Below are 22,084 nucleotides of genomic sequence, written 5' to 3' on the forward strand. Positions count from 1 at the left end.
CTACTCTTCGGGGACGAGATCTGCGTGCCGAAATTCGACGGGAAGTACGCCACCGTCCTCAACGGCGCGTACACGGTACGTGAACCGGTCCGAGTCGCGCCCGCTCTCTCGGTCTAAGTCGTCGGCGAACCGGTCTACGACCTCGCAGCGGACGCCGTGGAAGCGACTGTCCGGGTCATCCGGGTCGAGATACACGCGCACTGTGTCGTCCGGGTCGTACGGGTCCGGTGAGGGTTGCGGGATGTCTTCCATTCCCTGTCTTCGAGTACCCCGACCACCCATTTATTATCAACGAGTGACGGTTAACCAGTATGTTCGAACGTTTCCGTGACTATATCCCTCAATTCAGCTTTACTGCAGTGAAGGCCGTTTTCGTCGAGAACTTCGTCTTCTGGCAGTCAAATACTGAGGTTCCGACCGAGGACCTGCAAGACACTATCGAGCGGCAAAGCAAACCAGTCGTGAAGAGTCGAAGGAGGGAGACCCAGTCGAAAAGCGGCCGAGGCAGCACGTTCGATATTCTCACGATCCAGCTGGAAAATCTCGGTGAAGGCGTCGCTCAGAACCTGTATGTTCGGCCCACACTCGTCGTCAGTTACGATCCAGACCCCGGAGAAGGGACGCCTATCGACATAGAGGACGCGTGTTTCCTCACTCCCGCCGGTGACGGATTCGAGATCCTCCCAAGATACTTCCCGTTGAACAGGACCGAGGGAGACCAGTTTGAAAATAACTCACGGGAGGGCGGGGTGTTAAGCCCAAATGAAGGCCGTGTCGAGTTCAGCACGCAAGTTGAGTTTGAGGAGGTGTTCCACGGCGAAGAGGGTCGAGCCGAGTACGTCCGGTCGCCAGTGTTTGAGACAACTCAGCGACTGTATGACGCCGGGATTCGATATGTTTCCTTCCAGCTACACGTGCTGTATACGGACGTGAACGAGAACGTGTATTTTAATCAGGTGATGGGGAAGCCAGGTGAGATTACTGGTGGGGTGACGCTGGAGGATATCCGCGAATTCCGATTCTCGTCGGAGTCTTCAGATCACAAGTTGCAACGACGGGTCGAAGAGACATTCAAGTACCCGCCGTGAGTTGTGAGCGGTGTTTGTGAGGTTTGAATCTTCCATTCATACAGAACGACGGTCCGGGCTATAGGACTCACGACCGTCGTTCTGAAGCTGTACATTTCCAAAGCCTGATCTAACTGACAAAGATTTAACCGACATCACTGACTGTCTCTGAGCGTGCCATTTCCCCGCGCCAAATCGCCAGGCCAACTCTACGAAGAGGTTCGATCGTACGACCGGGTTATCACTCCGGATGGGCCGCTTGCAAGTGCTCTCAACCGCCACCTCGATCGTTCGCATCTCGGTCCGTTCGCGATCCCACCACGCCGACTTGCAGTTGGTCGACGCCAAGAGTCCGAGGACCGTCTCGCTTTCCTCGGTATGCTTGATCACGAGGACCTCTCCTGGAAGCGCTGTGCATACGCGGTTGGGAATATCCTCCAGTGTTGGGAACACCGAGGGTCACACGACGCTATCTTCGAGTACGACGGCTACGTCGACGATGCCACCGAACGAGCTGTGGAGCGAATCGCGAAACTCGAGACCGCCTCGATGAAGCTCACAAACGAGACCATCGATCCGAATTTCGACGTGGTCGTCGTCGAGCCGGCGATGCTCACCCAGCTCGAACGAGCGTATCTGCCTGCCGAGTACGACACGGTCGACCTCTTCGCTGATACCGAGTTCGAGCTCCCGCCGTTCCGTATACACGATTCGCCGACTGCGATCGTCGAGACCGTCGTCGATTCCGTCGATGACGAGAACGCTGATAACGTCGGGATTGTTCTCGATCAGGAAAGCGAATACTCACCGATTATCGAGTCCGCGCTCGAAGCGGCCGATATCCCGTTTTTCGGCGGGCCGGGATTCACAGATCGCAGCGAACACCGGTTGTTCCTCCACCTCCTCCGGACCGCCCACCGGGGGACTGATACCCGAATAAGCGAGATCCGGTCGCTGTTGACGGTCTTCGATTGTGACGTCGTCGACGCTGACACAAACAAGCGACTGCACGAGCTTGACGATGGAGATCTCAAGTGGCTGATCGACTTCTGCCACGATGTCCAAGAGTACACGTTCTCGGATGCCCTTTCAGTGTTTGAACGCCACGCCGGCGACACGCTGGATGCCTTCCGGGAGGAACTGGAGACACTCACCATCGCGGACGAATCCATCACGGAAGCGCGCCTCGACGATTTGTCGTTCTATCTCCAGACCTACGAGGTGCCGGTCGATCGAGAGAACGAGGGTGTCTTGCTCGCCGATGCGAAATCAGCGTCGTACGTGGGTCGTGAGGTTGTCTTCTACCTAGGGCTTGACGACCGCTGGACCCACTCGGCCCCACGTCGTCCGTGGGTCGACCAGGACGCCCAGTTCACACGGAATCTTAAGAGCTTCCAGCTGCTGTTGCAGAGCGGCAGCCAGCAACACTATCTCGTCCAAGATGCGACCGGCGGATCACCCGTTACGCCGTGCCTGTACTTCGAAGAGCTTCTCGAACCGGAGTACGACCGCTTCTCCGATCTACCTTCGACAAGTCATCAGATCGAAACCGCAGCACGAGCTGGTGACGGATTCGAGAACGAACCTGTCGGTGTGACTTCCGACCCGGTCGAGACGATCAGCAAGTCGAGTCTCAACACCTACGTGAACTCACCGCGAGACTACTACTTCAGCCGGATAGTCGACGGTCCGGAGAAGGCGTATCTCACCAAGGGCAACCTGCTCCACGACTTCGCGGAGTTCTACGTCAACCATCCGGACGAGATTGACGAAGAGACACTCTCGGAGGTCGTCGAACTTATGCTCGAGGACGTCCGTCCGCTGGTTCGCTCCGTCGACGAACGGACCCGGCGCACTGAATATCGTGCGAGCCTCGAAACGATTGTCTCATATCTTGACGCGAACCAGCCGACCGAGGGCGCGTTTCTGACGCCGTCCAGTGGGGGTGATAATGCCGTCGCTGCTCACTTCGGTCGGGATGTCGACTCTCCCGTGACTGAACGTCGGTTTACTGACGAAGAACTGGGCATCAACGGAATGATCGACCTCGTTCAGTCGCAGCAAGAACTGCTCGACTACAAGAGTGGCAGCGAGAGCAGCGCCACCTCAATCGTCAAACACGCCGCGATTGACGAGCCGACAGACGAGCCTGACTTTCAGGCAGCACTCTATCTCACCTATTGGCGATCACAACGTCCGGGTGACCAACTCTCGTTCACCTTCTTCTACGTCACCGAACTCGTCGACGACGTGATCGCCGGCGACGCCGACATCGACGACGCGTTGACGACTGTAACATACTACCCTGAATCGCTCACCGAGCACGTGCAACGTGAGGAGTTCTTCGAGTATCTCCGTGAGGAGGGGGCACAGAAGTGCCAAAAGATCCTCTCGAAGATCGACTATCAGACATACGCCGCGCTCTTCGATGCTGCGCCGCTTGTCGAGACGACTGACAGCGACGAACTCATCGACTCCGAGTTCGGAGAGACGATGATTGACCGGCTCGAAGCCGAGATTGGCGAGTACAAGTATGTGACAACAGGGAGCAAGCAGGTGATGCGAGCAATCGTCGACCGACAGAAGGGTGCATTCTTCAAGAGTGATCTCGATGCGTTCGAATCGTTTGTCGACGAGCGACTGGCGGAACTCAACCGACGCCGCACTGGCGACGAGGCATTCCCAATCGAGGGGATCGCGGGTGAGCCGAACTACCGACGGGTTGACAACCGGGATCTCCTCCTGGAGGGTGAACAATGAGCGGCGTCGACCCGAACCGGGAGCAACGCGAACTCATAGAGGCGACTGATGGCCTCTATCTCGTCGACGCGGGTGCTGGCACCGGGAAGACGTTCACCGTTACCCGGCGATACGCAAACATTGTCGCCCAAGATGGCGTCGATCCCGAAGACGTGCTGTTGGTGACCTTTACGAACAACGCGGCCGAGGAGATGCGAGAGCGGATTGTCCGTCACAGCGAGTACGGGATGCGGGAACTCGCGAACGCGCCGATCCAAACGTTCCACTCGCTGTCACACGACTTGCTCGACGAATACGGACACGACGCACCGATGTCCCTCGGGATTGATGAGACGATCACTGGCTCGACACGGATTATCGAAGACGAAATCATCGAACAGGCGCTGTTTCGTGAGTTCATCGGCCAGTTCATCGATAATCACCCAGAGTATGACGAGTTCTTCACGGCACTGTCGGAGACGTCGGAGCTACTCGATCTGATCAAGGAACTGTCCGCAAAAGGTGTGTTCCCCACTGCGGATGGCTGGTACCGGGACAGCGAGTCACACCTCGATGGGGACTTTGAGGCGTTCGAGACGCTGTTCACCGACCGGAATGAACCACGGAACGGCGGGAGCAAGCAATCGAAGCTTCGAAAGAAGCTCTATCAGTATGGTGAAGACAAGACGTATCTCCCGGAGGCGCCCGCAAAGTGGGACATCCGCGGCGATGGCAAGCAAGTCCCGGCGGATCTCGTCGAACGCGTCTTCGAGGAGGACCGAACGGCTCTCAAGCGGTTCGTCCACGACGTGTATCACGCCTATCTTGAGTTCGCGCTTCGGCGGAACTACCTGAATTTCGGGTTCCTTCAGCTGTTCGCGTTCGTGCTTCTGTGTGAGGATCACGACCTCCGAGAGCAGCTGGGGTACGAGTACGTGATGGTCGACGAGTTCCAGGACTCCAGTGAGATCCAGTTCAAACTCACGCTGCTGCTTGCCGGCACGAACAACATCTGCGTGGTCGGCGACTGGAAACAGAGCATCTACAGTTTCCAGTACGCGGACGTCGACAATATCCGCGAGTTCGACGATCGGCTCGAACGATTTACCGCGGAGCTGAATCGGGACGTAGATCGAGTCACGTTCCAGACGACGCCGGTTGATGACAAGCAGCTGACGCGGAATTACCGGTCGACACAGTCCATCTTGGACTTCTCTACCCACGCGCTGACTGCCCGTGCGACAAAGAACGAATCTCTGGATGCGGAGGCTATCTCCGAGCAGGTTACACCACTGACTGCCGATACAGATCGAGATGATAGCTACATCGAGGCGCTCACGAGTGAGGACGAACACGAGGCCATTCTCGCAAAGATCGACGCAATCGTCGACAACGATGATTACGCCGTCGAAGGCGACGACGGCACGTATCGCGCTCCGGAGTACGGCGACATCGCTGTGTTGACGCGAACCCGCGACTTCGGTCGGGATCTGCTCGATACGGCGAGTAAGTTCGGTCTGCCGATGGCCTACGAGGGTGGGATCGAGGTCTTCCGGACCGACGCCGCGAAGCTGGTGTTAGCGTGGTTGCGTATCCTCGAACGTGACGCTGAACGCGGGTGGGCACTCGTCCTCGAAGAGGCTGGCTACACGATTGACGAGACGAAGACGATCATCGAGCGTGAGGCATATCCCGAAGCTATGGTCGCATTCCGAGAGGATCTACGGGATTTGGAGACGTTCGGCGGCGTCGCCCGACGCGTGTTCGAACAGTACGGCCATTCCGGCCCGACCGCAGACGTCGTTCTCGACACTATTCAGTCGGTTCACGGGACGACGACGTTCACCCGTGGAGAGCTGATCCGATTCATCGAGGAGGCGATTGCTGATGGGAGTACACACGACGTCGACGCCGGGGCTGGGACGAACGCGGTGACTGTCCAAACGATCCACGCGACGAAAGGGCTCGAATACCCAATCGTCATCCTCGCAAATATGAACGCGAACAAATTCCCGTCTTCCGGTGGCAGCGGAAGCGATATCGCCTACACCGACCCGATTGGCCTCCGTCAGCGGAAGGTGTACTCAGAGGACGCACACGGCGTTCCACACGTCTACGACGACTGGAAGACTGACGTTCTTAATCGCTGCCTCCCCCAGAACTACGACGAGGAACGTCGGCTTCTCTATGTGGCTGTCACGCGTGCTGAGAGCCACCTCGTCTTGACTGGCGGTACTGACCCAAATTCGTTCCTCGATTCACTCCCCGTTGATGTCGAAGATATCGACCCCGATCTATCTGCGTTCGACCCAGAACCCGGCGAGCATTCGACCTACACGGTCGATATTCCGGAGCCTGATGGACCGGCAAGCTACTCACCACACACCTTCATCGATGACGCAGTCTTCGAAGGGAATACCGGCGGCCGGGGAATGGAGTTCGGGTCAGACGTCCACGAGTTTGCGGAACGGTATGTTCTCGGTGAAGCAGTCGAAACTGGCGATAACCCTGACAAAGAGCACGTCAAGGCGTTACTCGACTCACTCGAGGGTGAGACGAGAGCCGAGATCGATGCGTTCCTTCCACTTACCGTCGACGGCGAGAAGGTAACGATCGGCGGCATCATCGACTTGCTCCACGTGACATCTGACCGTGTTGAGATCATCGACTACAAAACCGATCTCACAACGCACGCAGAAGGTGAATACCGGAAACAGCTCAGTATCTACTACCATGTCGTCGCCGACCAATATCCAGAGCGATCGGTCACTGCGTCTATTTTCTACACCGATGATGGCACTCGGCACAATATTACCCCTCTCGATAAGGCGGCTCTTCGAGAGCTAGTGGTAACACATAGTGTTTAAATCATTGTCTCGTGGGTACTGAGCACTAGAAACTCAATGGTCGAAATTCCCAGCTCCCTTCGCTCTCTGTTCAGTGCTCCAATTAATGAGCAGGATGGGACGTACATAGTGGAGGTCCCTTCGAATGAAATCAACTATGAAGCGTTATCAGATGACGAAACATATCGCGTAGCTATTCTGGAATCTTCTGTCTCGACGGAGTCGTCAGTACAACAGGGGTCACAGAGAGCACCTTCTCGTGAGACTGCGAGCCATTCTTCCTCAGGACCTCCCGTAGAGGAAGGCGAAATACGTGATACGACTATCGAGACAGTCGGCGATCAGGGCGATGGTATCGCAAAAGTCGAACGTGGCTACGTCGTGATCGTTCCCGGCGCTCAACCCGGCGACGAGCCAACAGTCGAAATCGAACAAGTTAAGGAGAACGTCGCGTTTGCGAGCATCGTCGATAGCGATCAGCAATCACTCTAACCCATTGTCCCTTCTGTGGATCGGTCTTCTTCTCGGTAAACCATCGATGTGAGAAGGCTCCGTTCGAGTTTGTCTGATGGAGGTGGTTCTGAAAGTCACGTCACGTTTTCTTCACGCGTTCGCGATGGCACAACCTTCGAAGGCCGATATTCAATCTATGACAAAGGAACCGATTGAGGTACTCGACGACTTGGCCGACCAGGTCGCCGATAAGTTCGAGGCGTATAGACAGCCGGACGAATTCAAGGATGTCTCGCTCGTGATCGAGAACAGCGACAAGGAGCGTCCGACGCTAATCGTCCACGTCGATAGGGAGGATGCGGAGGCTCTTGCGGACCGCATTGATGAGTTCCTCCGCGAGCACGGTGCTCGTACTGAACGGGAACGACACTCAGCTACGGATGTCCGTGTGTTAGCGACGGTCGACTGACACCGCCCCTCCAATTTTTTGACTGACTGCAAGCACCGCTGAAGGGCCTTATCTTCACTTCTGGTCAAGGGAGTCCCGACCGCTTCAGCTCAGCTGGTCAATCTGTGCGGACAGATACTCTTGGAGAGCGGTGACAGTTTCTTCTGAGACAGCTGAGGCCCCGAAGTCACTCCGAAATCCGTGCTTGAGTTCGTCGCTCTCCAAGATATCCAGTCCACGCTCAAGTTGCTCCCGTAGGGCATTGTCGTCCCCTCGCCGCAGGTGAGGCGTGACAGCGTTGAGGTCGATCTCTTCAGCCACTGCCAGGACGTCCCGGAGGTCTGTTTCGCGGCCGCTGTGGAGCTTTGCCGCCACGAGGACGGCCCCATCGATCACTCTGGCCGTCGTCGTCACTATGCCCCCGCTCACCTCCTGTTGGTGGCTGTGGTCGTACAGGTAGTCGAACGACCACTGTGCCTCCGTCTGGCGACACCCGAGTCCGTTCACCAAGAGGTCGAAGCCGATCGGCTGTTGCGGCGTGAGCCGCTTCTCGTACTCGATGACTTCGGTGTCGTAGAACCACTCCTTGGCGTGGCTGTCCGTCTCCTCGAATCCCTGCTGTTCGAGGAACTCGACGAAGTCAGCCTTTGAGTCCGGCGCGACGACGATATCGAGGTCGGTGGAGAAGCGAGCATTGAACGCTGAGACAGCGTAGCCGCCGACGAGAACGTACTCGTGCCCCTCTTGGGTGAGTTCCTCGAGCAGTTCGATGAGTGCGTCGCTTCGGTTGGTGAAGCTCATGGCTGTGCCCGTTCTGTCTCTCGATACGTGACGCCGAGGTCGAGATCCTCGTACATCCGGTCGAGCATCGCGAGCGCCGACTGGAACTGGGCGTAATTCTCGCGCATATACTCGATTGTCTCAGCTCTCGGGATCACCGGGTACCCCCCGACGTCCTCGATATCGAGTGAGGGGCGTGGCTCGAGGACGACCTGTAGCGGTCCGTCCAGCTCGTCTCGGGGCTGTCGCTCAACTGCGGTCGGGAGGTCGAAGGACTCGAAAAACGCCTCCCATGCGTCGACGTCCTGCTCGCGGACAGCAAGGAACAGCGGATAGTCGTCTGGATTCCGACCGACCTGGTAGCCGCCCTGAGTCCACACGTAGACGGCGTCGATCCGCGTGAACGCGAACGGCCAGTCACTGAACTGCGGGATGACGTAGGCTTCCTCGATAGAGGGTGGACTGACGCCGGCGCTGGCAGCCACGAGCTCGCGTGCGGCGTCCCTCACGCGCTCGTCGACGACAGTGAGGCCGTCATCATAGGCAACGTAGCCTGCGTCTTCGAGACGGTTGACGGCCTGTCTCACCGTCTCGTACGGCGTGTGGAGGTGTTGGGCGACACGGCGAATAGAGTCACCACTCTCGATGGCGAGGATGGTCTGTGCCGCCGTGTCGTCGAGCACCTCATACATCTGGTGGTTACCAATAATCCGGTAACAGTTAAAAGTCTTACTCGAATGGCCATGAAGCCACTATCTCTCTCCATACTCTCGAAGGTAGTCCTGATTCCCGCTGAAAACACGTGGAACGATTATAACGAATTCAACGAACAAAACGAACTGAACGAGAAAAACGAATGTATTGAACGCATTCTGAGGAACGAACTGGCACCCTCTGCCCGATGAACAAAACGAAGGAAACGAACGTAACGAACAGAATGAATGAGTTGATGGCAACGAGTGAGTTTGCTTCAACGAGTGGAACGAACAGTTGGTTTTAACACCGTAGTAATCCTCTCACCGAGTGAAACACCCTCACCGAACGCACCGAACTAAACGAGAAAAACGAACGAAACGAACACAACGAGAGAAACGAAGATAATGACCGACACCAATACCGCACGAATCACGGTGGCGAATCAAAAGGGAGGCGCGGGGAAAACAACTGACGTCATTCATACTGGCGGCGCACTTTCCGCCCGAGGCCACGACGTCCTCCTGGTCGATATCGATTATCACGGCGGGCTCACCTGCTCACTCGGCTACAACGATCTGTACTACGATACCGACCGTACGACACTGTTCGACGTTCTCGACTTCGACCAGATGGAGTCGGTGAACGATATCATCGTCGAGCACGAGGAATTCGACATCCTTCCCGCCAGCGAGAAGCTCGCGAACAACAAGAACATCCAGACGCTGCTTGAGGCGCCGAAGAGTCGCGAGCGGTTGGAGATGACTCTGGACGAGCTCGACAAGGACTACGACTACATCATCGTCGACACGCCGCCATCTCTGAACGTCCTCACCGACAACGCCCTGGTCGCGACCGGCAACGTAGTCATCCCCGTCATTCCCGAGAAGCTCAACGCCAACAGCCTCCAGATTTTCGCAAAGCAGCTGAGTTCCCTCGAACAGGCGTACGGAGACATCAATCGGCTCGCAATTGTCTGTAACCGCGTCGAGCAGAACGCTGAACACCGCGACACCATCGAGGAGATCAAGTCGGCGTACTCCCTCCCGGTGTTCGAGATCCCGAAGCGGACCGACCTCTCTCAGTCGATTGGCGAGGGTGTGTCCGTCTTCGGCTTCGGCAAGGAGAACCAGCGCGTCGAGGATGCACGCGACCTGTTCAACGAGATCGCCGACCTGTTCGACGAGACGTTTGAGAAGACTGCGCCTGAGGAGGTGGAAGCATGACCGACGGCTGGGGCGATGCTTCCGGCATCGAGGGCAACTACGAAGAGGGGGACGAGGCTGATTCCAGCGAAACGAGCGATGTGAGTGAAACGGTGGAATCCAGTTCATCGACCGAAACGACCGAATCGACTTCAACGAGTGAAACGAACGAAACGAGCAAAACGAAGACGAACATCAAGGACGAGTGGAACGGGCGGACGATCTACATTCCCGACGATGTCCTCGACGAGATGGAGGACACCTACCTCGAGTCCCAGCTGAAGCTCCGCAAGGCGGGTCAGGACGAGTTTAAGAAGAACCGCCACTTCTACCCGCTACTCGTTCAGTTCGGTGTTGAGGCGCTCTCTGAGGCAGATGCCGAGGAAATCCAGACTCGGCTCTCGGAACTCGGCGACGAATGACCTCGCAGAGAACGAGGCCTGACAGTAGTTGAGGCCGGCCGTCTCAATGCATATGCTCTCACCTGTCTACCTGTTTCTTGAACTGGATCGTAGACTGGATACTCAATCAGCTACTGTATTCGCACCCTGTTAGGGAAGCAGAGAAAGGGATACCACTACCTCCAGAAACTTAGTCGTAATAGTGCAGACGTTCGACAACCTCCGCGAAGGCAACGTTTGTCTGGACATCAGTGATCTCGACAGTAACACGTTCGCCCTGTTCGGTATTGGGAACTATGACGACGAAGCCGCGCTCGACACGGGTAATGCCGTCGCCCTGCTCGCCGATATCTTCGATTTCGACAGTCCGTTGCTCTCCCTCTTCAACGGGCGGCGCCTGTGGAGTATGCGTGGACTGGGGTTTCGTGTCGGTCCCACCGGCAGTATCCGATGTCGGTGTGGCCAGCACAGCTACACGATACGTCTGACCGGGCTGGAGATCACCACTCTGAACCTCCTGTTCTGGGACTTCGATAACAGACGAGCCGTTGCGTTTCTCGACAGACGCAGAGAACAGACAACGAAGTTGGTCAGGAATATCCATCAGTCGTAACCTACACAGCTTGTCTAGCGGAAAACACTTGATTCTACTCCTCAACAGTCCGTCAGACGATCTCGGGCAGATGGGAAGCCACAAATCCAAGGAATCACATCGGCACATGATGAGCGACTGCCTTTCTCTCAAAGAACAGGCAGCAGATCATCTCAGGACAGCCCTCAACGCGGACGATCCTGACACGAAAAATTTCCACATCCGGAGTGCGCTTCAGTTCGAGGAGTGCATCGAGGCGACAGAACGAACTGAACACGCCCAAGCCGATTGACGCTGGGGTTACTGTTCCGGCGCAACGACATCTTCACACACCGGGCACTCAGCCCAAATGCCCTGAGTGCTGTCATTCTTCTCGTATTCGACAAGGAGCCACGCCTCAGAGATCTGCTTGCCACACGCCGGACAGCGACCGAGAGACGAGTCGTCGGTGTTCATACAGGGTGGAAGGAGCGTGTGACTGATTCCTCCGAATTGATAGTGGAGCGTCCTCGAATGTAAGAGTTCGGCAGACAGCCACTCTCCAAGACACCGTGTTTCCGGTGGACTTGATTGTCTGCCACAGCTATAGTCTCCGATAAAACTTTTTACTCGATTTGTGTTGCAGTAGATTATTAATCATCTCAACGAGATCTCTATCGAAGAACTGCAAAGAGTCCTCGACAATGTTGAGGGAAAAAGCTTATCGAGAGGCTGTTAGCGGCAATTGCGTAGAAGAATGGTGTAACATAAGCTGAATTATCCGAGTGGTACGACATCCAGCGGTGCACGATCTATAACTGGTTCAAGCGACTCGACACTGACGAGTCGCTTGAGCAGGCTATGTCTGATGATAAACGAGCTGAGAGAAAGCGCAAGCTATCAGAAGCACCGCAAGAAGAATTCGAAGAGACTATTCACGATCCACCTAAAGAAGTCGAATCAACGCGCGGCATTGTTCAGATTAGATGGTTCCACGCGAACGCAAAGGTTTGAAGCCATGTTTCGGCGGAGTCAGCTGAGGCGTGGCAGAAATGGTTTGCAAACTGCTCCGTTCGTCTATTTACCTCTTTAAAACACGTTCGACGGCATGCCGATTTCCATGGGTGACGTGCTGAGATCGGATATTTTTCCTCGAACAGCGCGGCTTGCTACCATGGTGTGCCATCGACGAGAAACACGGCGTCAGGGACGCCATATTTCTCTTGGGGTTCCTGCAAGAACTTTTTGTTAGGACGATTGCTCGGGTCGAAAACAGCCGTACATGCAAAAACCCATTTGTTTCGGGATTGACTGCAGTGTACAGCCAGAATCGTTGATCGTAGAGTTGAACTACGGTTTCGTCGACTGCGACGTGATTCGGGAGTTTGCCGTCCTCTGGCTGTAAATCGGCTTTCTACACCCAGCTGTGAACGGTGGATCGAGCGCGTTGGACACCAAAAATATAGAGCAATCAAATAGTATTCAAAATCGATAATTCTACCGCATAGAGGTGGATACTGAATTCCATCAACGGCTCCCGTGTTGCTTCTCGCTCAATGAAATCTAACTCGATACAGTCGCTAAGGCTGCTGAGACAGGCGAAATCAGGCATAGGAACTTATATTTCGGCCCCCTCGTTCCTCAGACCTTATCTGAACAGTGCCACGTGTCGGCGCCCACGCCGGCGATTGCCTAAGAATATCTTCAGGAAGCGTATGATGTCGAATACTCAATCCGTTGTCGGCGGTTGCTCAAAGAAGCGGGATTGAGTTGTCAAAAATCCCGCCGGAAAGCCGCCGAAGCCGACAAAGACGAGCGAGAAGCGCTCCACGACGGACTCAAAAAGCGGCAGGTGGTGGACACCACCGTAGTCTGTATTGACCAAACCAGAAATCCGTGCAAGTTGAGCCGCGTGGTTCCGCGCGGCATGCGGCCCTCTGTCAAACTCTCTGGCCAACGTGACAGGGTCTGCTAGGTGCGATCATCGAGGATGGCGATTCCTTTTTCGCTCTTGCGAAGTAGATTGTTGATAGCGAGAGCTGCGGCTGAAAGTCGAAGAGGGCAAGGGCACCGCGCCAGCGGTGCCCGATATGTTCCCAATACGCCGGTTTGTGTCGGAATCGGCTGCAGCGGACCTGCTCCAACAGGTTCGCTGGCGTGATGGCGTCGAGTGCCCCCGCTGCCGTTCTGACCTGACGGTCAGAAACGGCAGCTATCGGGTGTATCAACGGTATTTGTGTAAGAATTGCGGTCGAACATTCAACGACAAGACCGGCACGATCTTCGCCCACTCGAAACTCTCGCTGAAAGAATGGTACTTCACGATCTACGTGTTCTTACGGTTCAACACGAGTATTCAACAGATTGAGGCGGAACTCGATCTTTCGTACAGAACGGTCAGACGGCGCGTCGAGCGCTTCGCGAGAGCGCTCGACGCGCCTTCGATCACGCTGTCTGGACCGGTCGAAATTGACGAAGTGTACGTCTCTGCTGGCCTCAAAGGCCGCGAGCGCGACCAGGAGTCGCGCTCGCGTGGCCTGTCCACGCGTGGCCGAGGATCGTACGACGGCGATAAACCGCCGGTGTTTACGCTGGCCGATCGTGGTTCTGGCGACCGGTACGTCGTGCCAGCGAAATCCGCCGACGAATCGACGATTCGACTCCTGCTTGCTGACCACGACGAGGAGTCGCTGACCGTCTATACGGACGGATTTCGGGCCTACGATCCGCTCGAAGAAGACGACGCTTTCACCCGCAAATACGTCGTCCACGGCGATGGAGAATACGCTGACGGCGACATCCACGTCAATACCTGCGAGAGCCACGCGTCGCTGACGCGACGGTGGCTCTCGCCCCACCGAGGAGTGTCAAAAGACAAACTAACACCGTATCTCAGAGCCTTTCAGCTCCGGCAAGAACTCTACAGAAAACCAGGTGACGAAGCACTCAAACATGCTCTCGACGCTGCCCTCTGAAAATCAACAACGTGCTTCACAAGAGCGTTCCTTTTTTTTTTTCTCCCAATTCAAAGAGTACGTCACCGCCTTCCACGCCGAACATATCATGCTTATATTAAGTGAAGAGTTCGAAGATGACCTGCTCGTGGTGCTGGATGAAGCGCTGTACTTCTAGGCGTCGGCCGTCACGGACCTAACCACCCGTGACCCCGCCTTCGTGACGTTACCGGCTATTCGCTAGAACTGAACCCGGTCGGAGAGTGCTGGAGACAGCTTCAAGCGTCTCTTAGCAACCGCCTCTTTAAGTCACTCGACGAGCTGACAACAGCGATTGATACAGCTCTCGACCAACTCTCTATTCCAAAAGTGAGTAGCTATTTCTAATGACTACTATAGTGATTGGGTGAGACGCTCCAGTCGTTCGGTTAGTGTTCACACTGGTGAATTACCTGTTGCGGAATCTGTGGCTGATTGCCCGCTGGGGCGGGCGAGCACTATCCGTCTGCTTTGAGGTATTCTGGAGGTGGATCGACCACGCCCTCGATGAGATGCTTCGTCGGAAGTGGGAAGTTCTGACCGATGGTGTTGGGGTTCCTACGATATATAGCCTACTGAACGGGGGGTCAGTCACTCCACATCCAGTTGTAGCTCTCTGGAGAGCGACCGCTTTGACTCTCACATGTGACGACTGTGCTCTCACTACTGTGAGACAACCATCTCCGCATCCGTCGTCCAAGTTTCTGGGAGGACCCAACCTCTCTTCCCCGGAAAATCGAGTTAGCCGTCAGGAACGATGTGAACTAACGATAATAGAGTTCGACTTCAATAACATTTGCGGCCTCTAACAAAGAGTCAATAATGTCCTTCTGGTGTGACTTCTTAGCAGGGACATACATTGATATTGCGCCCGCGACTTCTCCACTCTCTGAGTCAGTGATTGCTGTTCCTATTCCTTGTAATCCGATACCAATCTCCTCGCGATCAATTGCGTATTCTTGGTTTCTTATGTTTCTCAGTTCGCTTTGTAACTCATTTTCATCAGTAATAGTCTGGTCAGTAACCGCTGCAAGCCCCCGAGATTCAATTATGTCCTCTACTTTTTCTTCTGGGGAATGGGCGAGAATTGCTTTTCCAGGTGCAGCTGAATGAAGAAGAAAATGTGTTCCTTCGTGGATTAGTGCGTTCTGCATATTCTCTCCGCTTACTGTATAAAGGACAACACCGTATCCGCGTTCTTCGATAGTCAGTACTACTGGTGCACCTTTTGAGGTAGCGAGATCTCTAAGTACCGGTCTAGCCGTTCGAAACAACTCATTTCGTTTCCGTCGGTTTCCTCCCAGGTTCAAAAATTTGTGACTCAGACAATATTCACCATTCAAATTGATGACATAACCTTCCTCTGTGAGGGTCCGTAAATAATCGTGGACAGTGCTTCGGTTCATCTCTAGCTCATCAGCAAGCTTCGTAGCTGTTAGATTGCTGAACTCCGAGAGTAGTTGGATTATATCGAATGCGGTTCGGACCGACTTTATCGATTTTGAGGAGGTCATGTGGAATTCTATCAGTGGTGAATATTTAAGTGTTGATGATGTCGACAAGGCAGTGTTTAGATACTTGAGTTCAAACGCTGGATGATTATCAAATATACTAGCAACAGCAGACGAACTTATACTGGTCACACTATCGATGTTCGGTTAACACTGGCAGTAATATTTCCAAGGTGGATGCCACCCTGACCTCAGCAGCTGAAATCGGTAGTGTTCAGATAAGTTGGTTCCATGCGAAAGCGAACGCTTGAAGCCAATTTTCGACGCTGCTTGCTTTGGAGTGGCTGAAGCAGTTTGAGAACTGGTTTGTTCGTCGTTTTAGTTCTTGAAAGACACGTTCGACGCTGTTCCGATTACCATGTTTTTCGTATCTGTAATTGAGGCCGTATCGGTGCAGTGTTGCTTGCAGCCACGGTGCAGAATCGACGAGAACGACCGCGTCGTCGACGAGATATTTGTCGCGGAGTTCAATAAGAAATATCTCGATAATCGCTTGATTTCTAGTCGGAGAAAGCTTGACGTTCAGCAAGCGGTTCGTGTTGGAATCGACAGCAGCGTACAGCCAGGACCGTTCGTCGTTCAGCTGGATCACGGTCTCGTCAACCGCGACATGATCCGGGTTCGCGCCATCGAGCGGCTGTAGTTTGGCCTTTTACACCCAGTTGTGAACGGTTGTTCGACAGCGTTTGACACCCAATATGTCAAGAATTGAACTATAATAGAATGTGATAGTCAGGCCAGATGGAGTCGGATACCGAGCTTCTTCGCGGGTTCGGGTGTCGCCTCTCGCTCCAGAAAATCTAACTCGAAGCAGGCGCTACCTCTGATGAGGCGGGCGATTTCTGGCATTGACCACTAGAAGTTCGCTCCGCCTCACTCTTCATCCTTATTCGAACACCGCCTAGAATCTTGCTTTCGGCTATTTGGTCGCCTGCAGTTAGAGTTCGAGACTTGGCAAATCGGCACTTACTGCCTTAATCCTACTTCGGGGGTTTAATCTTGATCCGTCCGAGCCACTGTAAAATCGATCGAATGTACTGTATCCACCGAGCTGAGCAACTGACGTTTGCCCGAGCGAACACATCTGTTGAGCGGAAGAAATACCCGTTAGTTTGCTGAATGACTGGTACTGCTTCGGACGGCAAGCGGCATCTTTCGTTCGGATACGGCTGAATCACGGTTCTATCGCCTATTTGGACTTGAGTAGCTGAACCGCGGAAGTAAGATTAACCGAACACAAATGGCCAGCTCCGGGAATCATCCTGGTGTTCGCCATCTCGAACACCGAACCGTTGTTTGAGCTTCTATAACCGTGACTTAACAACTATTCAACGCAGCACGACAATCTACGAGAAAAAATTCTAACGGTTACTATAGAACGGATGGCCCCCATCTTGTCCCAACAGAAACTCACGGCTTCATTTATTAATGGAAAAGTTGCTCTGCGATGGTGTTCCGGAGGACCTCGCTGGTGCCCTCGTAAATCTCGTTGAGCTTCGCGTCGCGGTAGTAGCGCTCCACGGGGAAGTCCTTCGTGTAGCCGTAGCCGCCGTGGATCTGGATGCCCTCATTGGCGACCTCGCGGCTCACCTCGCTCGCGTAGAGTTTGGCCTGTGCGGCCTCCTTGATGAAGTTCTCCCCGCGAATCTTCTTGTCGGCGGCGTCGTGCATCAGCAGGCGCGCGGCGCGGGTCTTCGTGTCCATGTCGGCGAGTTTGTGCTGGATGGACTGGAAGTTCGAGATGGGCTGGTCGAACTGCTCCCGGTCCTGGCTGTACTCGAGGGCGGCGTCGAGCGCGGCCTGTGCGATGCCGACCGAGCGGGCAGCGATGGTGATGCGCCCGCCGTTGAGTGTCTTGAGCGCGTGGACGAACCCGCGGCCTTCCTCGCCGAGCAGCCGGTCCTCGGGAATCCACATGTCGTCGAACCGGAGTTCGGCGGTCGGACAGCCCTTGTCGCCGACCTTGTCCTCCGTCCCCTCAACGATGAAGCCGTCGTCCTCCTCCGGGCGGACGACGAACGAGGAGATGCCCTTGTTGCCGGCGTCGGGGTCCGTCTTCGCGAACAGCGTGACGGTGTCCGCGACCGAGCCGTTCGAGATCCAGAGCTTGTTGCCGTTGACGAGGTAGCCGTCGCCGTCCTTCTCGGCGGTCGTCTCCATCGCGGGGACGTCGGAGCCGGCGCCCGGCTCGGAGAGAGCGAACGCGCCGATGTCCTCCCCCTCCGCGAGCGGGGTGAGGTACTCCTCCTTCTGGGCTTCGTCGCCGAAGGCGTACACCATGTTGCCGGCCAGCGAGATGTGCGCGGCGACGATGGTGCCGAGGCCGCCCGAGCCCCGGGCGATCTCCTCGAGCGCCATCGGGTAGCTGTGGTAGTCGAGGCCGGCGCCGCCGTACTCCTCGGGGAACGGCATCCCCATCAGCCCGAGGTCGGCGAGTTCGTCGACGAGGTCCCTCGGGAACTCGTCCTCGTGGTCGATTTCCGAGGCCCGCGGGACGACCTCCTCGTCCACGAACTCGGAGACCATGTCCTTGATTTGCTTCTGCTCCGGCGAGAGACTGAGATGCATGAATCTAAATGCAGAGGGCTTCATGATATATCTTAATATAACGTCGAACGTGTGATAAACTCTATCAATGCTTTGAGCATCTCCCAGCCAAGTTTTCTCCGCGTTCATAGTTGGTGATTGCGACGACGAGTCGAAAGGACAGCGTAAGAAACCGGCAAGCGAGTCGAGTGTCACGTGCATCGCCCTCTTCTGAGGCTTGTTTGCTCTCGGTGACCTCGGCTGCAATCAGACTGGTCGATCCGGTTGAACGATTGGAGAGCTGTAGAGCGTGTCATAGAAAGCGTCACGTACGAAGTAGCAGGGGGCGCGAAGTGTGTCCAACACAAGCGCAACCCTGCAAGACGTAGCTTCGGTAGACGACTTCTTGAATGTCGCGGCTACCGAGACGGTACCGCTGTTCGAGCACCTTGAGTTCGAGTTTCTGCTGGAGTACGATGTGTTCGCCCCCTCGAAGCGTGGGCGAACACGAGTTCACCAGCCACCAGACCTCTTTCGCGGCTTTCTGCACTGCTACTACAAGGACATCTACGGCACACGTCCGGTTGCACGAGAACTCCAGCACGGCCTCGTCTGGTACTACTGCAGACTCGACAAACCACCATCCAGAGACACGATTGACCGGTTTCTCACTGACCTTGAACACGTCGTCGACGATATCTTTGAGAGGCTCGTCGAGCAGGCCGCCGCCCGCAGCCTGCTCGACTCGACGTACTCCATCGATTCGGCGCACATCGAGGCGGTCCAGTACAACGACGCTGCCTCATGGAACTACGATCTAACAACTGAAGAGTACTACTACGGCTTCGGCTGTACGATCGTCTCAACCGGTTCAAAGATCCCAATTGCGGCGGAGTTCACACAGGCCAAACAAGCAGACCAAGAGACGGCGATGCGCGTCACGTGTGACGCGCTCGCCGTCGATACACCGATCTGGATGCTTGGAGACAGCGCCTACGACATCCTCGATTGGCACGACCACCTGCTGGCCGCAGGGGTCGTGCCAATCGCTCCATACAATCCGCGAAATCCTGACGACCCAAAAGCCATCGAGTACAGGGTCGAAGACCAAGTCGAGGATGTTCAGCTGAAAATCCATCTTGGACGAGACGTATAACAACCGGATAGGGGTCGAACGAACCAGCGACGTAGTCAAGGACTGCGGCCTCGGGCTCGCGCGAGCCCGAGGCCGCGTCCACGCACGAACAGAAGTGTTCCTTGCGCTGTCCCTCGGACTCGTTGTTGCGATCACAAACTCCGAGCGAGGAAACGAACCGGGCTGTGAGAAGCTATGAGATGGATTCTATGGCACGCTCGTAGCTGTTGATGATATCGACAATAGTAGCTTAGAGATTTCTCATCTATGGGCATAGAATAACAAATGTACTATTGTTATTCCACAGATTCACCCCCCGACCATAGCTGGTGTTGATAATATCAACAATCTAGGGTCCGACCATTGTTGTAGTGAGCCTATTCGCTGCCATCAGACGATGCGCAAATTAGTCTTTAGTAATACGAAGGGGGTGCGACCTGATGCGGTATTCAATCCACCCCCTGTGGTATTAGTTAAAATGGCTGTGATGAATCGTCGGACGTAGTTTAATTTCACTATGCCACCGCCTGCCTGATGTTGTGAACCGTACATATCAGGTCGAGTTCGCGGAACTTTCCGTATATTTTTCGTGAAGCGGGGGATCTTTGACATAATCATCGGCGGTTTCCCGCTTTATCTCCCTAGTTCTAACGGTAGAAACCGACGCTATCCAGCGATTCACCGGGACCGAATTCGTTAGTATCCACCAGTCAATATTCGTGCAGTTCCGTCGGGGCCTCTCTATCGCTTCCAGTCCGCTTCGCGTTTTTCGAGAAACGCCGCGAGTCCCTTCTCAGCTTCTTCCGACTGCGTCCGTTTGACGAGTCGGTCCATCGCCTCGTCAAACCACGTTTCCAGCAGATCGTCTTCCATCCCTGTCCATAGGTCTTTCATTTCGCTAATAGACTTCGGTCCCGATGCAGTCGTCGAATGAGCGAGTTCACGAACGATATCTTCTACCTGCGTTTCATCAACTGCGTAATTGACGATTCCCATCGATTCCGCTTCAGTAGCGGTGAATTGATCGCCTGTCAACGACATTTCCATGATCTCTTTCTTTCCGAGACTCATCCGACCGTATGTGAGTCCGATTGGCGGGAGCGCCCCGATCTGTCCTTCTGGAAGCGCGAAGCTACTGTTCGTAGAGGCGACTGCAAGATCGCAAAGTAGAACGAGCTCACACCCCCCGCCGTTAGCAGCTCCCTCAACTGCCGCAATTATCGGTTTCGGATGATTGCGAACCGTTTGTACCGTCGGGCCTAGGACCTCTTCGAACATTTCCCTGGCGTCCTCTGTCGACTCAAGGCTTTGGATCTCCGCGATGTCGTCGCCAGCACAGAATGCTCGTCCTGCTCCCTGCAGAACTGTCGCTCGCACTTCGTCGTCATTCGCTGCCTTCTCGAGAGCGGCCTTCAGACCGTTCCAGCTCGACTTGTCAAGCGCGTTGAGTCGATCTGGTCTGTTGAGCGTGATCCATGCAGCGTATTCGCGTCGCTCATATCTAACCGTCTCGAACTCCGCCTGCTCGTATTCCCACTCGTAGAAGCCGGTTCCTGTCTTCTGCCCGAGTTCCTCGTTCGCCACCAATTCACGAAGGGATGGGTTGGGTTCATACTCATCCCAACCCGACCGGGCATGCAATTCTTCCAGCGTCTCGACAAGTCGGTCAATCCCGTACTCGTCAGCCATCTCGAGGAGGCCTCGCGGCCAGTTCATTCCGATTTGCATCGCCTTGTCGATCTCTGACTTCGTGGTCACGTCGTTCGCCAGCATCCACGCCGCTTCGTTAACAGCAGGCGCGACGAGATGTTTCGGATCGAAGTCATTGCGACGCTCCTGTGGAATCTCAACACGTGAGTACTCCCCTGGTTCTGGATAGGTGTAGAAACCCTCACCGGTCTTCATACCGTAATTCTCGGCCTCCTCCTTTTTTTCAAGCAGATCGGGGATGTGCAGGTCGACCCCTCGATCTTGCATCGAGTGGGCAGCCATGGTAGCGACATCTATACCACTGAAGTCGAGAACCTCGAACGGCCCCATTGGAAGGCCGATTCGCCGGATCGCGGCGTCTATTGTTTTCCTGTCTCGCCCCTCTTGGTCAACCTGACGAACTGCCTCAAGCCAGAATCGGAGATTGATCCGATTGATAAGGAATCCAGGGATATCCTTCTCAACGAGTACTGGGGTCTTGCCAATCGCCTCGCTGATTGTTTCAGCCGCCTCAAATATATCGTTGGCCGTTTCCTTACCCCGGATAACCTCGACGATGTCCATAAGCTGAACGGGATTGGAAAAATGCAGGCCGACGACCTTGCTCGGTCGATCCGTCGCGGACGCAATTTCGGTGATCGGGAGAGTACTAGTATTGGTCGCTAGAATCGTTCTTTCCGGTGCGTGGTTATCGATCGTACCAAAAACATCCTGTTTCAAGTCGATGTTCTCAGGCACTGCTTCGACGACAAGATCGGCATCACCGTAGGCTTCTTCCTCTGATGTCGTCGTCTCGATCTGTGCTAATACGGCATCCGGATCCTCAGTGAGTTTCTCGAGACTTCCTTCGATTTTTTCGAGAGCGGTTTGCAAGACGTCCTCGTCGATGTCGATAATCGTAACGTCGTATCCAGACATCGCAAAGGTTTGAGCGATACCATGGCCCATTGTTCCGCCTCCGACGACAGTCACAGTCTCTACACTTTCGGTTAGTGACGCACTCATT

At 55.1% G+C, this 22,084-nt stretch carries 17 protein-coding genes and 6 pseudogenes; 13 read left to right on the forward strand and 10 right to left on the reverse strand.

The window, feature by feature from the left end; translation table 11 throughout:
* A complete protein-coding gene (locus tag MUG96_RS21200; RefSeq protein WP_092635358.1) occupies positions 1-252 on the reverse strand; it encodes a DUF8139 family protein in 252 nt (83 codons plus the stop codon).
* A 59-nt stretch (positions 253-311) separates the two neighbouring features.
* Between MUG96_RS21200 and MUG96_RS21205 the strand changes: the two genes are divergently transcribed.
* The 5 genes from MUG96_RS21205 (at position 312) to MUG96_RS21225 (ending at position 7,574) form a co-directional block, all read left to right on the forward strand.
* Positions 312-1,088 carry a hypothetical protein gene (locus MUG96_RS21205; protein ID WP_092635356.1) on the forward strand — a complete coding sequence of 259 codons (777 nt, stop codon included), beginning with the start codon at positions 312-314 and terminating at the stop codon, positions 1,086-1,088.
* 153 nt (positions 1,089-1,241) lie between these two features.
* Positions 1,242-3,827, forward strand: a complete 2,586-nt coding sequence (locus tag MUG96_RS21210; protein ID WP_373222136.1) for a PD-(D/E)XK nuclease family protein — start codon at positions 1,242-1,244, stop codon at positions 3,825-3,827.
* Complete coding sequence (locus MUG96_RS21215; protein WP_049987824.1) at positions 3,824-6,673, forward strand: UvrD-helicase domain-containing protein; 2,850 nt, start codon at positions 3,824-3,826, stop codon at positions 6,671-6,673. Before MUG96_RS21210 ends, MUG96_RS21215 begins: the two co-directional genes overlap by 4 nt.
* A gap of 36 nt (positions 6,674-6,709) precedes the next feature.
* Positions 6,710-7,144 carry a TRAM domain-containing protein gene (locus MUG96_RS21220; RefSeq protein ID WP_081927567.1) on the forward strand — a complete coding sequence of 145 codons (435 nt, stop codon included), beginning with the start codon at positions 6,710-6,712 and terminating at the stop codon, positions 7,142-7,144.
* A 76-nt stretch (positions 7,145-7,220) separates the two neighbouring features.
* Positions 7,221-7,574 carry a hypothetical protein gene (locus tag MUG96_RS21225; RefSeq protein ID WP_197052506.1) on the forward strand — a complete coding sequence of 118 codons (354 nt, stop codon included), beginning with the start codon at positions 7,221-7,223 and terminating at the stop codon, positions 7,572-7,574.
* Positions 7,575-7,658: 84 nt separating this feature from the next.
* On the opposite strand, the gene MUG96_RS21230 is transcribed toward MUG96_RS21225, so the two are convergent.
* Together MUG96_RS21230 and MUG96_RS21235 are read right to left on the reverse strand one after the other, a co-directional pair.
* Positions 7,659-8,354: a nucleotidyltransferase domain-containing protein gene (locus MUG96_RS21230; RefSeq protein ID WP_246989500.1), complete on the reverse strand. Its 696-nt coding sequence runs from the start codon at positions 8,352-8,354 to the stop codon at positions 7,659-7,661.
* Positions 8,351-9,025, reverse strand: coding sequence for a helix-turn-helix domain-containing protein (locus MUG96_RS21235; protein WP_246989501.1), 675 nt, complete (start codon positions 9,023-9,025; stop codon positions 8,351-8,353). Before MUG96_RS21235 ends, MUG96_RS21230 begins: the two co-directional genes overlap by 4 nt.
* Before the next feature lie 408 nt (positions 9,026-9,433).
* On the opposite strand from MUG96_RS21235, the gene MUG96_RS21240 reads away from it, so the two are divergent.
* Positions 9,434-10,252, forward strand: coding sequence for a ParA family protein (locus tag MUG96_RS21240; protein WP_074878686.1), 819 nt, complete (start codon positions 9,434-9,436; stop codon positions 10,250-10,252).
* Positions 10,249-10,653: a DUF8160 family protein gene (locus tag MUG96_RS21245; protein WP_246989502.1), complete on the forward strand. Its 405-nt coding sequence runs from the start codon at positions 10,249-10,251 to the stop codon at positions 10,651-10,653. Before MUG96_RS21240 ends, MUG96_RS21245 begins: the two co-directional genes overlap by 4 nt.
* Positions 10,654-10,822: 169 nt before the next feature.
* On the opposite strand, the gene MUG96_RS21250 is transcribed toward MUG96_RS21245, so the two are convergent.
* The gene (locus MUG96_RS21250) at positions 10,823-11,236 is read right to left on the reverse strand and encodes a TRAM domain-containing protein (RefSeq protein ID WP_246989503.1); all 414 of its coding nucleotides are present in this window, start codon (positions 11,234-11,236) and stop codon (positions 10,823-10,825) included.
* A 118-nt stretch (positions 11,237-11,354) separates the two neighbouring features.
* Between MUG96_RS21250 and MUG96_RS21255 the strand changes: the two genes are divergently transcribed.
* Complete coding sequence (locus MUG96_RS21255; protein ID WP_246989504.1) at positions 11,355-11,516, forward strand: hypothetical protein; 162 nt, start codon at positions 11,355-11,357, stop codon at positions 11,514-11,516.
* An 8-nt stretch (positions 11,517-11,524) separates the two neighbouring features.
* On the opposite strand, the gene MUG96_RS24440 is transcribed toward MUG96_RS21255, so the two are convergent.
* Positions 11,525-11,680: a DUF7837 family putative zinc-binding protein gene (locus MUG96_RS24440; protein WP_438267254.1), complete on the reverse strand. Its 156-nt coding sequence runs from the start codon at positions 11,678-11,680 to the stop codon at positions 11,525-11,527.
* A 175-nt stretch (positions 11,681-11,855) separates the two neighbouring features.
* On the opposite strand from MUG96_RS24440, the pseudogene MUG96_RS21260 reads away from it, so the two are divergent.
* Positions 11,856-12,160: pseudogene (locus tag MUG96_RS21260) on the forward strand (helix-turn-helix domain-containing protein); the annotation flags it as partial.
* 20 nt (positions 12,161-12,180) lie between these two features.
* On the opposite strand, the pseudogene MUG96_RS21265 reads toward MUG96_RS21260, so the two are convergent.
* Positions 12,181-12,815: pseudogene (locus MUG96_RS21265) on the reverse strand (IS6 family transposase).
* Between the two features lie 42 nt (positions 12,816-12,857).
* Between MUG96_RS21265 and MUG96_RS21270 the strand changes: the two are divergent.
* From MUG96_RS21270 to MUG96_RS21280, 3 genes and pseudogenes are all read left to right on the forward strand, one after another.
* Positions 12,858-13,213 (forward strand): annotated as a pseudogene (locus tag MUG96_RS21270) (winged helix-turn-helix domain-containing protein); the annotation flags it as partial.
* Positions 13,214-13,293: 80 nt separating this feature from the next.
* Positions 13,294-14,178 carry an IS1595 family transposase gene (locus MUG96_RS21275; RefSeq protein ID WP_246989505.1) on the forward strand — a complete coding sequence of 295 codons (885 nt, stop codon included), beginning with the start codon at positions 13,294-13,296 and terminating at the stop codon, positions 14,176-14,178.
* A gap of 37 nt (positions 14,179-14,215) precedes the next feature.
* Positions 14,216-14,544, forward strand: a pseudogene (locus MUG96_RS21280) (transposase); the annotation flags it as partial.
* Between the two features lie 416 nt (positions 14,545-14,960).
* On the opposite strand, the gene MUG96_RS21285 reads toward MUG96_RS21280, so the two are convergent.
* The 3 genes and pseudogenes from MUG96_RS21285 to MUG96_RS21295 form a co-directional block, all read right to left on the reverse strand.
* A complete protein-coding gene (locus tag MUG96_RS21285) occupies positions 14,961-15,710 on the reverse strand; it encodes an IclR family transcriptional regulator (protein WP_246989506.1) in 750 nt (249 codons plus the stop codon).
* Positions 15,711-15,921: 211 nt separating this feature from the next.
* Positions 15,922-16,556: pseudogene (locus tag MUG96_RS21290) on the reverse strand (IS6 family transposase).
* 576 nt (positions 16,557-17,132) lie between these two features.
* Positions 17,133-18,275, reverse strand: coding sequence for an acyl-CoA dehydrogenase (locus MUG96_RS21295; RefSeq protein ID WP_246989507.1), 1,143 nt, complete (start codon positions 18,273-18,275; stop codon positions 17,133-17,135).
* A 313-nt stretch (positions 18,276-18,588) separates the two neighbouring features.
* Between MUG96_RS21295 and MUG96_RS21300 the strand changes: the two are divergent.
* Positions 18,589-19,567 (forward strand): annotated as a pseudogene (locus MUG96_RS21300) (transposase).
* A 542-nt stretch (positions 19,568-20,109) separates the two neighbouring features.
* On the opposite strand, the gene MUG96_RS21305 reads toward MUG96_RS21300, so the two are convergent.
* On the reverse strand, positions 20,110-22,083 hold the full coding sequence (locus MUG96_RS21305; RefSeq protein ID WP_255152960.1) for a 3-hydroxyacyl-CoA dehydrogenase/enoyl-CoA hydratase family protein: 1,974 nt from the start codon (positions 22,081-22,083) through the stop codon (positions 20,110-20,112).
* Between the last annotated feature and the right edge of the window lies 1 nt (position 22,084).

Source organism: Halorientalis marina (assembly GCF_023028345.1).
Lineage (GTDB): Archaea > Halobacteriota > Halobacteria > Halobacteriales > Haloarculaceae > Halorientalis > Halorientalis marina.